The 13,197-nt window shown below is 65.4% G+C and carries 14 protein-coding genes and 1 tRNA gene; 12 read left to right on the top strand and 3 right to left on the bottom strand.

The features are described 5' to 3' along the window. The first annotated feature begins 69 nt into the window (after window positions 1–69). The 4 genes from istA to PWF70_RS15785 all read left to right on the top strand — a co-directional run bounded on the left by istA (window position 70) and on the right by PWF70_RS15785 (window position 3,052). A complete protein-coding gene (gene istA, locus PWF70_RS15800) occupies window positions 70–1,581 on the top strand; it encodes an IS21 family transposase (RefSeq protein ID WP_075863973.1) in 1,512 nt (503 codons plus the stop codon). Then, entirely contained in the window at window positions 1,578–2,363 is a 786-nt protein-coding gene (istB, locus tag PWF70_RS15795) for an IS21-like element helper ATPase IstB (RefSeq protein ID WP_006361228.1), read from the top strand. Before istA ends, istB begins: the two co-directional genes overlap by 4 nt. Window positions 2,364–2,539: 176 nt before the next feature. Continuing rightward, window positions 2,540–2,612: transfer RNA gene (locus tag PWF70_RS15790), tRNA-Asn, on the top strand. A 167-nt stretch (window positions 2,613–2,779) separates the two neighbouring features. After that, window positions 2,780–3,052 (top strand): hypothetical protein, encoded by a 273-nt coding sequence (locus PWF70_RS15785; protein ID WP_127962788.1) that lies wholly within the window; start codon window positions 2,780–2,782, stop codon window positions 3,050–3,052. Window positions 3,053–3,223: 171 nt separating this feature from the next. Here the strand turns inward: PWF70_RS15785 and PWF70_RS15780 are convergent, their stop codons facing one another. Further along, complete coding sequence (locus PWF70_RS15780) at window positions 3,224–3,595, bottom strand: hypothetical protein (RefSeq protein WP_006356768.1); 372 nt, start codon at window positions 3,593–3,595, stop codon at window positions 3,224–3,226. Between the two features lie 97 nt (window positions 3,596–3,692). Next, window positions 3,693–4,082 (bottom strand): winged helix-turn-helix transcriptional regulator, encoded by a 390-nt coding sequence (locus tag PWF70_RS15775; RefSeq protein WP_006356769.1) that lies wholly within the window; start codon window positions 4,080–4,082, stop codon window positions 3,693–3,695. 106 nt (window positions 4,083–4,188) lie between these two features. On the opposite strand from PWF70_RS15775, the gene PWF70_RS15770 reads away from it, so the two are divergent. The 5 genes from PWF70_RS15770 (at window position 4,189) to PWF70_RS15750 (ending at window position 7,956) form a co-directional block, all read left to right on the top strand. Continuing rightward, on the top strand, window positions 4,189–5,049 hold the full coding sequence (locus PWF70_RS15770) for an SDR family oxidoreductase (RefSeq protein ID WP_006356770.1): 861 nt from the start codon (window positions 4,189–4,191) through the stop codon (window positions 5,047–5,049). Window positions 5,050–5,130: 81 nt separating this feature from the next. After that, window positions 5,131–5,778: a dihydrofolate reductase family protein gene (locus tag PWF70_RS15765; RefSeq protein ID WP_006356771.1), complete on the top strand. Its 648-nt coding sequence runs from the start codon at window positions 5,131–5,133 to the stop codon at window positions 5,776–5,778. Window positions 5,779–5,830: 52 nt separating this feature from the next. Beyond that, window positions 5,831–6,583: an isocitrate lyase/PEP mutase family protein gene (locus tag PWF70_RS15760; RefSeq protein WP_006356772.1), complete on the top strand. Its 753-nt coding sequence runs from the start codon at window positions 5,831–5,833 to the stop codon at window positions 6,581–6,583. A 56-nt stretch (window positions 6,584–6,639) separates the two neighbouring features. Further along, window positions 6,640–7,083: a pyridoxamine 5'-phosphate oxidase family protein gene (locus tag PWF70_RS15755; protein WP_006356773.1), complete on the top strand. Its 444-nt coding sequence runs from the start codon at window positions 6,640–6,642 to the stop codon at window positions 7,081–7,083. Window positions 7,084–7,125: 42 nt separating this feature from the next. Beyond that, window positions 7,126–7,956: a hypothetical protein gene (locus PWF70_RS15750; RefSeq protein ID WP_006356774.1), complete on the top strand. Its 831-nt coding sequence runs from the start codon at window positions 7,126–7,128 to the stop codon at window positions 7,954–7,956. Here PWF70_RS15750 and PWF70_RS15745 read toward each other — a convergent pair. Then, entirely contained in the window at window positions 7,895–9,169 is a 1,275-nt protein-coding gene (locus tag PWF70_RS15745; RefSeq protein ID WP_042377154.1) for a TetR/AcrR family transcriptional regulator, read from the bottom strand. The two genes, PWF70_RS15750 and PWF70_RS15745, sit on opposite strands and share 62 nt — an antisense overlap. A 199-nt stretch (window positions 9,170–9,368) precedes the next feature. Here PWF70_RS15745 and PWF70_RS15740 point away from each other — a divergent pair, with 199 nt between their 5' ends. The 3 genes from PWF70_RS15740 to PWF70_RS15730 all read left to right on the top strand — a co-directional run bounded on the left by PWF70_RS15740 (window position 9,369) and on the right by PWF70_RS15730 (window position 13,169). Next, on the top strand, window positions 9,369–10,169 hold the full coding sequence (locus PWF70_RS15740) for an enoyl-CoA hydratase-related protein (RefSeq protein ID WP_042377153.1): 801 nt from the start codon (window positions 9,369–9,371) through the stop codon (window positions 10,167–10,169). 86 nt (window positions 10,170–10,255) lie between these two features. Further along, on the top strand, window positions 10,256–11,860 hold the full coding sequence (fadD5, locus tag PWF70_RS15735; RefSeq protein WP_006356777.1) for a fatty-acid--CoA ligase FadD5: 1,605 nt from the start codon (window positions 10,256–10,258) through the stop codon (window positions 11,858–11,860). Window positions 11,861–12,038: 178 nt separating this feature from the next. Next, window positions 12,039–13,169 (top strand): NDMA-dependent alcohol dehydrogenase, encoded by a 1,131-nt coding sequence (locus PWF70_RS15730; RefSeq protein WP_006356778.1) that lies wholly within the window; start codon window positions 12,039–12,041, stop codon window positions 13,167–13,169. Window positions 13,170–13,197 lie beyond the last annotated feature (28 nt).

Below are 13,197 nucleotides of genomic sequence, written 5' to 3'. Positions count from 1 at the left end.
CCGGAACTGAGGGCCCAGGCGATGACGGTGAAGGTGCCAACCGATCACCATCACCGCCTGGGAGTTCCATTGAAGTCTGCGAAGGACCGTATGGACATCATTTCTGCTTACCGAGAACTCGGAAGCTATCGCGCCGCAGCCGAGGTGTGCGGCACCACCCACAAGACCGTCAAACGTGTGGTCGACCGGTTCGAGGCCGACGATCAACCACCCGATCGCAAGGAACGGGCCCGCAACTACGACACCGTCGCCGAGCTGGTCGCCGAGCGAGTCGAGCGGTCACACGGCCGGATCACCGCCAAACGTCTGCTACCAGTAGCGCGAGCGGCGGGCTATGCAGGCTCGGCCCGCAACTTCCGTCGTCTCGTCGCCCAGGAGAAAACACAGTGGCGCCGTGATCACCATCGTGGGCGTCGCCCGGCAGTGTGGGCTCCGGGTGACTACCTGGTCATCGATTGGGCCGTGATCGGCGGCCTGCACATGTTCTGCGCGGTGTTGGCGTTCTCACGCTGGCGGTTCGTTCGGTTCGCCACCAATGAAACATCCACCACCACACTCGGATTCATCGCTGAAGCCTTTGAGGAGATCGGTGGAGTACCCAACAAGGTACTCGCTGATCGGATGGGCTGCCTCAAAGGTGGAGTCGTCGCCAACGTCGTCGTACCCACCCCCTCGTATGTGCGGTTTGCCACCCACTACGGGTTCGCCCCGGATTTCTGTCACGGCGCCGATCCGGAATCGAAAGGGATCGTGGAGAACCTCTGCGGGTACGCGCAGTCAGATCTGGCGCAACCGTTGTGGACCGAAGCCAAGATCGCCGCTGGTCGTGACGACGTGCAGCTGGATGTGCACGCAGCGAACCGGGCCGCGCGGGACTGGTGTGTCGAGGTCAACACCCGCCGCCACAGCGACACACTGTGCGTGCCTGCTGAGCAACTCGATGTGGAACGAGAAGTGCTGTCGACGTTGCCATCTCTGCGGGCCCAAGTCGGCCCACCGCCGGTCACCCGAAAGGTCGATCGCCTCTCATGTATCCGGTACGCCTCGGCCCGCTACTCGGTACCCAACCGGCTCATCGGCACCACCGTGACCCTCATCCAGGACGGTGAACGGCTCCTGATCGCCGAACCCGCCTCAGGCGAGGTGATCGCCGAACATCTGCTGGCCGCACCCGGAGAGGTCGTCCTCAACGATGACCACTACGGCGGGCCACGCACACCGCCCAGTCGTGCACCACGACCCAAAACCGCAGCAGAGAAGCAGTTCTGCGCTCTCGGTGAGGTTGCTGAGCAGTTCCTGGTCGGTGCCGCCGCGATCGGTAACACCCGCCTAAGCGGTGAACTCGACGACATCCTCGGGCTCGTCACCTCCCACGGCCACGAACAGGTGCTCACCGCCCTGACCAGGGCGGTGGCATTCCGACGGTTCAAGGCCGCCGATGTGCGTTCGATCCTCGATGCCGGAGCCGGCACCCCCAACCCGCGACCGGCCGGCACAGCACTGCTCGGGCACCTGCCTACCGCGCCCACCCGCTCGCTGGATGCCTACAAGCTCGGCGCCGGCGACAAGGAGGTGTCATGACCACCACAACATCGACATCAGTTGCACCAACAGTGCCGCCACTACCGGCCGACCTCGACCAAGCGCTACGCCGATTGAAGCTCGCCTCGATCCGCCGCACCGCACCCGAGGTACTGCTCACCGCGAAAACCCAGCGATGGACACCCGAAGAAGTGCTGCGGACCCTGGTCGAAGCCGAGATCGCCGCTCGTGATGCCTCCAACATCCGCAACCGACTCAAAGCTGCCGGGTTCCCGGTCACCAAAACCCTGGAATCGTTCGACGTGGCCGCATCCTCCATCCCGGCCAACACCTTCGAATACCTATCCTCACTGGAATGGGTTCGAGCCCAACACAATCTGGCCTTGATCGGCCCAGCCGGGACTGGCAAGAGTCACACCCTGATCGGGCTGGGGATCGCCGCAGTACACGCCGGACACAAAGTGCGGTACTTCACCGCCGCCGACCTCGTGGAGACCCTGTATCGCGGACTGGCCGACAACACCGTCGGCAAAACCATCGACACCCTGCTACGCCAAGATCTGCTCATCCTCGACGAGATCGGATTCGCACCACTCGACGACACCGGCACCCAACTACTGTTCCGGCTCGTCGCCGGCGCCTACGAACGCCGCTCTCTCGCGATCGCCAGCCACTGGCCCTTCGAACAATGGGGACGATTCCTGCCCGAACACACCACCGCCGCCAGCATCCTCGACCGGCTCCTACACCACGCCACCATCGTCATCACCGACGGCGACTCCTACCGCATGACACACCGAACGGAGGTACCACCCACCTAGAACATCCCGCACAGGGTGGGGACTTTTACCTGGCCACCAGCGGGGACATCAAACTGGCCGTTGACAGCAGCTGTCTCCTCGTTGACCTGCCGTTTTGTTGTCCGGCGGCGGCATGCGCTAGAGTCTGTCCTCGGTTCAAGTGATGCGCTCACGGCGCTGAACGAGAGCCAGAGCAATCCCCCATAGCTCAATTGGCAGAGCATTCGACTGTTAATCGAACGGTTACTGGTTCGAGTCCAGTTGGGGGAGCAGAACAAGAAGCCCGCCCCTGCGAAAGCAGGCGGCGGGCTTTTTCTGTGGGCTCTCTTGTAGTTTCATGCCGTCGGGTTCCGCACCGCGGTGCAGGTTGCAGGTTGGGTAACTGGTTCGGCTCGCAGTCCAGGTACCCAGTGCGCGATCAGACTAGTCTCAACGGTGTGGCAACGCGTGGGTTCTGGATTGGCGAGATCCGCGCCTCAGATGGTGTCGCTAGAAAGCTACGAACAAAGCACAACCTGTCAGTTGAGGAAGTCCGGGCGGCGTGTGTCCCGAATCAATACGACCGTGCGGGCTGGGAAGTTGACGAGGTGCACGGGGAGAGGCTGCTGGTGGAGACTCATGATGCGGTGGGGTGGATCAGGGTCATACTCCAGCCAATCGATGTCGAAGATGGGATCTGGCAACTACGGACTGCCTGGAGGAGGATGTGAACATGGAGCAGGTAGGCGACGAGTACGACGATGACTTCGAGATGACGGACGAGGAGTTCGACCGTCGGATGGAGGCTGCGGAACCTGTCCGGTTGGTGCCGGGTCCTCGTGAAGTCCGCATCGAGGCTAAATTCCTTGCATCAGGTTGGGGCGGAACGCCGTACCCGCACGCTACCCAAATTGCGGTGCATGAACCTCAATTGGAAGTGACACTGATTCCACAACGATGACGTACTGGCCGGGAACCTTCGCCTCGAAGCCGATCTTGTGAAAGAAGAAACCGGCTCTGGTTCCTGCGGTTGCCACTTCGGGGACGGGGAGCCTGCTAGAGCCGCTCTTTCCGTCAGGTGTGGTGATGGAGACTTCGACGAACTGCGGATTGTGAAGGTCTCCCTCCTCTGCCTGGATAAGCACAATCAGAAGGGTCTCGATTAGATAGCCCCCTGGCGGTTGCCAAAAATCTGTAAGGACGCCCCCGAGTACATATAGCTTGCCGTCAGCGACAGTAGCGGCCTCCGCCAACATCGCACCGGTAACGATCATTCCTCGAGCCTATGGCATATCGGTTGTCCCGGGGTCCATCGCTAGGCATTGTGCCGATAGAACTGCTGCTGCTGCCGGCTCGTTCGCGCTGACCGCCTCAGGCACTCGTCCCGCGCCGCCCGTCGTACTCCGCCTGCGCGTCACGCACCGTCGGCATGTGGCCCTGCAGCAGATCGATCAACCCCTGCAGTTGGTCGGCGACCTGCCTGCCGAGGGGAGTCAGGTCGTATTCGACCTTCGGCGGGATCGCCTCCAGGACCGTCCGCACGATCATGCCGTCGCGTTCGAGGTTCTGAAGCGTCTGCGACAGCATTCGCTCGCTCACACCGTCAACGCGGCGTCGAAGGGCGCTGAATCGATAGTTGCTCTCGCGCAACGCGATCAGGACCAGCGTGCCCCAGCGGCCGGTGACCGTCTGCAGCGTCGACCTCGACGAGCAGTCGCGTGCGAAGACGTCGGCTTCGAGGGTCGGGTCGTGGTCGGACATGACCTCAGGTTAGCGAAGGTCACAGCGATCAGCTAACTGTTCGTATTGCACTTACGAAAAGTAAGTGCGTACAGTCGAGCCCAGTCACGACGAGAGGAAAGACAACATGACCACAGCAGTGACAGGCGCCACCGGACAGCTCGGCGGGCTGGCGATCGGCGAGCTGCTCGCGCGGGGAGTCCCGGCCGCGGACATCGTGGCGATCGTTCGGGACGAGTCGAAGGCTGCCGATCTGGCGTCGAAGGGCCCTCAGATCCGGGTTGCCTCCTATGACGATCCGGAGGCGCTGCGGCGCGCACTCGACGGTGTCGACAAGCTGCTCCTGATCTCGGGTTCGGAGGTCGGACGTCGAGTTCCGCAGCACACCAACGTGATCGAGGCGGCGGAAGCGGCCGGTGTCGGATTGATCGCGTACACGAGCCTCCTCAACGCCGCTACGAGCGGGCTCGGGTTGGCGCCCGAACACGTGGCCACCGAGAAGCGACTCGGCGAGTCGTCGATCCCCGCGGTGTTCCTCCGCAACGGCTGGTACTGGGAGAACTACCTGCAGGCCATCAGCCAGGCGGTCTCGTCCGGCGCATTGTTCGGTGCAGCGGGCGAGGGCAAGGTCGCCGGTGCCGCCCGCGCCGACTACGCGGCTGCGGCTGCCGCAGTCCTCACCTCCGATGCCGATCAGGGTGGCAAGGTCTACGAACTCGGCGGCGATGAGCGACTCACCTACGCCGACCTCGCGAAGGTCATCGGCGAGGTGGCCGGCAAGACCGTTGAGTATCGTGACCTGCCGGAGGCCGACTACGCGAAGGTGCTCGCCGACAACGGCACCCCGGAGCAGTTCGCCGCCGTGCTGGCGGGTTCCGATGCCGGCATCGCCCGCGGCGAACTCGACACCACCTCAGGCGACCTCCAGACGCTGATCGGCCGGTCGTCGACGCCGTTCGCCCAGATCGTGAAGGCCGCCATCGCCTGACGCTGCGCTGCACCGATGAGTTTCGCTGCGGTTTCGAGTCTGTCCTGGTTGGATTGCCCGACGACAACAGGAATGGATGCCATGGCTCAGCTACTCAGGGTGCAGAACTTCGCGGTCTCGCAGGACGGGATCGGTGCCGGTGAAAATCAGACCTTCGAGCGGCCGTTCGGCGACACCGTCGAACCCTGGGAGATGATGTCCTGGGCAGGGGCCACCGCGAGCTGGCCCAACCGCACCGATCCCGGTGGCACCCGCGGACTCGACGACTACTTCACGCGCGACTTCACCCACAACATCGGTGCGGAGATCATGGGCCGCAACAAGTTCGGGCACCAGCGAGGTCCGTGGGTCGACCATGAATGGCAGGGGTGGTGGGGCGACGAGCCGCCGTTCCACACCCCGGTCTTCGTCCTCACCCACCACCTCCGCCCGTCGTTCACGCTGGGTGAGACCACGTTCCACTTCCTCGACGCCACGCCGGCCGAGGCCGCGGCGAAGGCCAAGGCCGCGGCCGACGGCAAGGACGTACGGATCGGCGGGGGAGTCAGCACCGTCCGGGAGTTCCTCGACGCCGATCTCATCGACACGCTGCACGTCGCGGTCGCACCCGTCACCTACGGGAACGGACTGCGACTGTGGGACTCGCCCGCCGAGTTGGAGGACCGGTTCGAGCACGAGGTGATCCCGAGTCCCAGCGGGGTCACCCATCACTTGTTCTGGCGGAAGTAATGTTTCGCCAACCCCCGGAATGTGCGCTTCGACCGGCGTAGTTGTAGAGGTCATGACGGAACTCGCCGACAAGGCCAAGACTCTGCTCGAACTCCACAAGCCCGGAGACCCGGTGATCCTGCCGACGGTGTGGGATGCGTGGTCGGCGAATCTGGCGGTGTCCGCCGGGTTCGCCGCACTCACCGTCGGCAGTCACCCGGTGTCGGACTCGATCGGCAAACCCGACAACGAGGGCATCACCTTTGGAGAGCTCACGACTCGGATCAAACAGATCACCGCCGCGGTCGACGTCCCGATCTCCGTCGACATCGAATCCGGTTACGGCGAGGACCCGAAGACCCTGATCGACGGCCTCATCGACGCCGGCGCCGTCGGTCTCAACATCGAGGACACCGTCCACAGCGAGGGCGGGCGACTCCGCGAGGCGCAGGAGCACGCCGACTTCGTGGGCGGACTGCGTGCGGCGTCGGACGCCACCGATGTCCACGTCGTCGTCAATGCCCGCACCGACCTGTTCCTCAAGCAGGTCGGCGACGAATCCGACCGCGTCGACCGCGCCATCGCGCGGATGAAGCTCTGCGCGGAGGCCGGTGCCGACGTGCTCTATCCCGTCGGTTTCCACGACGACGCCACCCAGAAGCGGCTCGCCGACGAACTTCCGCTGCCGGTCAACGCCATCGGGCACCCGACCAAGAACAACAAGGCGGCACTCGCCGCGCTCGGCGTCGGACGCGTGAGCTTCGGTCCGCTGTTCCAGATGGTGCTCGCCGAACGCGCCGCCGAGGTTCTCGCTCCCTGGAAGTAGGCACGACCGGCGCGAATCGGGCACGAACTGTCGGAGGCCCGGTTTACCGTCGGAATATGGCACTCACCAAGAGCGAACGAGAAGCGTTTCTGGCAGAACCACACGTCGCGGCCCTGTCCGTGGAAGCCGAACCCGAGAGGGCTCCGCTGACGGTGCCGATCTGGTACCACTACGAACCCGGCGGACGACCATGGCTGCTCACCGGCACCGAGTCGCGGAAGCTGAACCTCATCCGGGCGGCGGGGCGGTTCACCCTCATGGTCGACGAGGTGTCGCCGCGCCTCATGTACGTCTCGGTGTCCGGGAATGCCATCGACATGGTCGCCGGAACCCGGGACGACCTGCGCGAGATGGCATCTCGTTACCTTCCGCCGCAGGCCGTCGAACCGTACATCGAGATGGCCGAGAAGGAACACGGTCCGCAGACCAAGGTGTACCTCGACCCTCAGCAGTGGGTGTCGCTGGACCTCGGCAGCCTCGGCGATCTGCCGGCGGTATGACGCCGGACACAGCGCCCACAGCGGCATCGCTACATTGAACCCATGCCGAAGCCCCGTCAGACCTCCGACGCCCCCGACGCCACCACGGTGACGCCCGACGTCGAAGACGGCGTGACCCCGCTCGACGGCGACCACTTCCTGCAGGCCAACCGCACGAACCGGGAGAAGTACCGAGCCGAGGCGGAGGCCAAGGCGGCGAAAGCGGCCCGCAGGGCGGCCCGTCGCGGGGAGGCGGTCGATGCCGACGCCGCGCTCGAGGGCACGATCGACTCCGACGAGACGATCGCGAAGGACCGCTCACCACGCAAGCTCGACCCGGCCGCGGCGTCGGGCAAGAGCGACCGCTGGACCGGTTGGGCGACGAGTCTCGGCAAGAAGACCTGGGCGGTCGTCGCGCTGGTGGCGGTCGCCGTCATCCTCGCGGCGTCGACCGCGGTGTTGGCTGTCGCCTACGTCGATGCCGACCGTCGGGCAGACACTGCGGCCGGGGCGATCGACTCGACGATCCTCGACACCGCACGCAAGTACGCCGCCGAGATCACCACCTACAACTCGGCCGACTACTCCGACCTCGACCGCAGAATCCGCGAGATCTCCACTCCCGCGTTCACCCAGACCTACATCGAGTCCTCGCAGGACGCCCGAAAGGGCTCCACCGAGGCAGCGGCCGTGTCGACCGCGAAGGCCGACAACGCCGGAATCATGTCGCTCGACGACGAGAAAGCCGTCGTGCTCGTGACACTCGACCAGGCCGTCAAGTCGCCGCAGACCGCACAGGAGTTCCCCGACGGGTTCCCGTACCAGACACGCGTCAAGGTGACCCTGGTGCAGCAGGACGGTCGCTGGCTGATGGACGACTTCGCGGTGCTGTAGGGGTTGCGTTCCCGCCCAACAAGATCCGCGCCGACAGCGCCTCGATGCGTTCGGGGGAGGGTTGTGGCCGCAGCCGCGACAGGTCGGTGACGACGTTGAGTGCCGCGTGCACCAGGAATCGCGCGTGGGTGATCGGTAGGTTCGCTCGCTCGCGACTCATCCAGGTCGCCCATTCATCGACGGTGATGCGCTGCTGATGGCGCAGCGCATCCCGGGCCTCGGGGGTGGCGTGTCCGATCTCGGTCTCGTAGACGCTGATCAGATCGGTTGAGCTGCAGGTCAGTCGAACGTATCGGCGCATCATGCCGACGAGTGCCTCGTGCGGCGTCGACGCATCGGCGAGGGCCTCGGCGATGGCGGCCGTGACGCGGTCGGTCGCCCGCCAGAACGCGGCCTCGAGGATCGCGACCTTGCTCGGGAAGTGGCGGTACACGCCGGACGCCGGAAGGCCCGCGGCATGCGCAATGTCCTCGATGGTGACGTCGCGGAAGCCGCGGGCGGCGAACAGGTTGATCGCCTCGGTCAGGATGATCTCGCGCTTCGCCGCCGGTGCGAGGCCGTGAGCGGCGGGAGCCGGCGGTCCCACCGGATCGGGGAGGTCGACGTCGAGCAGGTCGAACGCGGCATCGGAGATGAGGGTGGTGACCTCGCGCGCCGGCAGCGAGGAGTGATGGGTCGTCGGGCTGGCCGCGACGCTGGTCATCGCGGCGACGGTCAGATTGGCGTCGGCATCGCGGAGGTCGGGACGCAGGCGCCGCGCCGCCGCGCGAACACGGCGGTGCTGGTGCACGACGACATCGCGGACGAGGTCCCGGTCGGCCGGTGCGAGGTACCGGGACTCCCACCGGTACAGGCCACCCGTGCGGCGGTTCTCGAAGGAGGCCGCGGTGATCGCCACGAGCAGCTCGCGCAGTTCGTCGTCGCCGCCGGGCTCCACCGCATCGAGCGCCGACCGGAGCGACCGTGCGAGGACAGCGGTGGTCTCGGCGAACAGCGCGTACTTGTTGGGGAAGTGCCGGTAGAGCGCGGGCGCGGAGATCCCGACCGCGTCGGCGATGTCGTCGAGCCGAACCGCGTGATAACCGCCGTCGCTGAAGGCCTTCGCTGCCGCGTCGACGATGAGTCGCCTGCGGTCGGCCGGACGGCGTCGTCGGGCGCCCGGTGCACCTGGCTGGGACGTGTCGGAGGTCGACGTCCCCGGGCGCACGGTCATGGCGTCACACTTTAGCCGGATACGACGTTCACGAGCGATTTTCGAGCCTATAGGTCGAAAAGTCCAGAGAGGGGCGTTGATAGGCGCGTATAAGTTAACCAAGATTCTCGTGATCTGCGTCGCACTGTGGTAGTACTCTAGGCGTTGGCACAGATCCGATGATCTGTGTCTATCTGTCCGGTCACCAGTGGGGAGAACAGTGAGCGACGAGACCAGCCAGGCAATCGTGACCTCGGTCGACGACCGAGGAGTCGCGCGGCTGACGATTTCCCGCCCAGAGAAGATGAATGCTCTCGACACCGAGGCGAATTACGGCATCAAGGCTGCGATGGAGGAGTGGTCGAAGCGCGACGACGTCCGCGTCATCGTCATCGACGGTGCCGGCGGGAGCTTCAGCGCCGGAGCCGACGTGGTCTCCATCAACTCGCAGTCGACCGCGAACGGGTCGTCGGGGCTGGATCCCAACCAGGCCCGCGGGATCATCTCGGCCGGGTCGGAACTTGCACGCGCGGTGCGCTCGGCCCAGGTTCCGGTCATCGCCTCCGTCGACGGACCGGCAGCGGGCATCGGTGCCTCGCTGGCCCTCGCCGCCGACCTCATCTACACGACGAAGCGGTCGTACTTCCTGCTCGCCTTCATCAACATCGGCCTGATGCCCGACGGTGGCGCGTCGATGCTGTTCACCTCCGCGGTGGGTCGGGTTCGGGCCAACGAACTCGCACTCCTCGGCGAGAAGCTCCGCGCCCCTGAGGCTTTCGCGGCGGGACTGGTCAATGGCGTCTACGAAGACCGGCCCGGGCTCGACGAAGCAGTCGACAAGGTCGCCGCGAAACTGGCAGGCAAGAGCCGGTCCGCGCTGCGCCTGACGAAGTCGGCGCTCGACGCCCACACCATGTCCGGCTTCGAAGCCGCCATCGAGCGGGAACTCGAGGGGCAGACCGAACTGCTGCAGTCGCCGGAGTTCCAGGCGGCCATCGCCGCCTTCGCCGGCAAGAAGTGAGCTTCGGCCGACGCCGAACACCCACCACCAGAGACATTTTCACCACCACGTTCGACACGACGACAGACAACAAGGAGACCGATCGTATGACCGCGACCGTCGACACCGTCACCGACCTCGCCACCGAGCCGCTGCGTTCGCGCCGCAACCACTGGAACAACCAGATCAAGCGCCACGCCTTCATGAACCCCGAGGGCCCTGCCCTGAAATTCCAGGGCGAGGTCACCACCTGGAAGGAACTCGACGAGCGGACCCGTGCCTTCGCCGCCGCCCTGACCCGTCGCGGCGTCGAGTTCGGCGACCGCATCCTGGTGGTCCTGCTGAACCGCAGCGAATACGTCGAAGCGGTGTTGGGCGCCAACCTCATCGGCGCCATCCCGGTGCCGGTGAACATCCGCATGAGCCCGGCCGAGATCGCGTTCCTCGTGAACGACAGCGGTGCCAAGGTGATCGTCACCGAGACGATGCTCGCCCCGCTCGCCGACGCCGTCGCCGCGTCGACCAACGCGATCGACCACATCGTCGTCGTCGGCGGATCGGACAACGACAGCCACCTCGACTTCGAGGCGCTGGTCGCCGAGGACTCCTCGGACCTGCCCGAGATCGACGTCCCCGAAGAGACCGTCGCGCTGATCATGTACACCTCGGGTACCACCGGAAAGCCCAAGGGCGCCATGCTCACCCACACCAACATGCAGGCGCAGGCGGTGACCTGTCTGCAGGCACTGCAGACGCGATCCGACGACATCGGATCGTGCGTCGCGCCGATGTTCCACATCGCGGGACTCGGCGCGATGGCGCCGCTGTTCTACATGGGTGCGCTGTCGGTCATCCATCCGCTCGGTGCCTTCGACCCGAACGACATGCTCGACACCATCGAGAAGGAGGGCACCACCTCGATTTTCCTCGTGCCCGCCCAGTGGCAAGCCGTCTGTGCCGCCCAGCAGGCCAAGCCGCGAGACCTGAAGCTGCGCGTCACCAGCTGGGGCGCCGCCCCTGCCTCGGACACCGTGCTGCGGGCGATGAACGAGACCTTCCCCGACGCGCTCAACGTCGCCGTCTTCGGTCAGACCGAGATGTCGCCGATCACCTGCGTGCTCGAGGGAAAGGATGCGATGAACAAGATCGGTTCCATCGGCAAGGTCGTGCCCGCGGTGACCGCGCGCATCATCGACCCCGAGGGCAACGACGTCAAGCAGGGCGAGGTCGGCGAGATCGTCTACCACGGGCCCAACATGATGAAGGGCTACTGGCAGAACGAGCAGGGCACCGCCGACGCGTTCGCCTGCGGCTGGTTCCACTCGGGCGACCTCGTGCGCGAGGACGAGGACGGCTTCCTCTACGTCGTCGACCGCGCCAAGGACATGATCATCTCGGGCGGCGAGAACATCTACTGCGCCGAGGTCGAGAACGTCCTGTTCGGTCACCCGAGCATCAGCGAGGCCGCCATCATCGGCCGCGCGCACGAGAAGTGGGGCGAGGTGCCGGTGGCGGTCGTCGTCCTGGCCGAAGGCGTCACCGACCTGGCCCTGGCCGACCTCGAGCCCTACCTGAACGAGAACCTGGCCCGCTTCAAGCACCCGAAGGGCCTGGTCATCGTCGACGAGCTGCCGCGCAACGCCGGTGGCAAGGTCGTCAAGCCGACCCTGCGGGCGAGCTACGGCTCCAAGGACGCCGGTCTGGCCGACTGACCGTGTCGAGGTGTCCCGGCGCCGGATTCGGTGATCGGGCGGGTGCCGGTGGCGATGGAACACGGACTAGGACACGTTTCAATTTTGTGATTGAGTGACTACAGTCACAAGCGACGGCAACGTCGCTCGACGGACTTCCCGGGGCGAGTTTGTTGCCGGGTTCGAACGGAGGAGACCAGTGAAGACAAAGGGCGCGCTGCTGCGCGAGCACAACAAGCCGTGGGCGATCGAGGATATCGAGATCGGCGATCCCAAGGCCCACGAGATCAAGATCAAGATGGAAGCGGCGGGCATGTGCCACTCCGACCATCACCTGATGACCGGCGGCATCCCGATGGCCGGGTTCCCGATCCTGGGTGGCCACGAGGGTGCGGGCGTCGTCGCCGAGGTAGGCGAGGGTGTCACCGACTTCGAGGTCGGCGACCACGTTGTGCTGTCGTTCATCCCGTCGTGCGGCAAGTGTCCGTCGTGTCAGTCGGGCATGGCCAACCTGTGCGACTTCGGCGCCATGCTGCTGCAGGGCGAAGCGGTGTCGGACAACACGTTCCGAATCCAGACGGCAGCCGGCGAGAACGTCTACCCGATGACCCTGCTGGGCACCTTCGCGCCCTACATGGTGGTCCACGAGGCGTCGGCAGTGAAGATCGACAAGGACATCCCGTTCGAGGTCGCCGCACTGTGTGGCTGCGGTATCCCCACCGGCTACGGCTCGTCGACCCGCAGCGGTGACGTCCGTCCCGGCGAGGACGTGGCGATCGTCGGTGTCGGCGGCGTCGGTACGGCAGCCCTCCAGGGCGCCGTTATCTCGGGTGCCCGCAACGTGTTCGCCATCGACCCGGTCGAGTGGAAGCGTGAGCAGGCGCTGAAGTTCGGTGCCACCGCGGCATTCGCGTCGGTCGAAGAGGCTGCGATGGCGATCGCGGAGACCACCCACGGCGGCATGTGCCAGAAGGTGATCGTCACCGTCGGCGAGGTCCACGGCAAGGACGTCGATCTGTGGATGGGCATCACCGCCAAAGGTGGCACCTGTGTGCTGACTGGCATGGGCAACATGCTCGAAAGCGACGTGACGCTGAACCTCGCGATGCTGACGCTGCTGCAGAAGAACCTGCAGGGCTCCATCTTCGGTGGCGCCAACCCGAAGCTCGACATCCCGCAGCTGCTGTCGATGTACAAGATCGGCAAGCTCAACATCGCCGACATGATCACCCGCCAGTACCGTCTGGACCAGATCAACGAGGGCTACCAGGACATGCTGGACGGCCGCAACATCCGCGGCGTCATCCGCTACACCGAAGAGGATTGGTGAGCCCTGTGCCCACCGGCCGGTACGCGGG

The sequence above is a fragment of the Gordonia sp. Swx-4 genome (genome assembly GCF_030316175.1).
In the GTDB taxonomy this organism is placed as follows: domain Bacteria; phylum Actinomycetota; class Actinomycetes; order Mycobacteriales; family Mycobacteriaceae; genus Gordonia; species Gordonia alkanivorans.
This window is presented reverse-complemented; position numbering and strand designations above follow the sequence as displayed.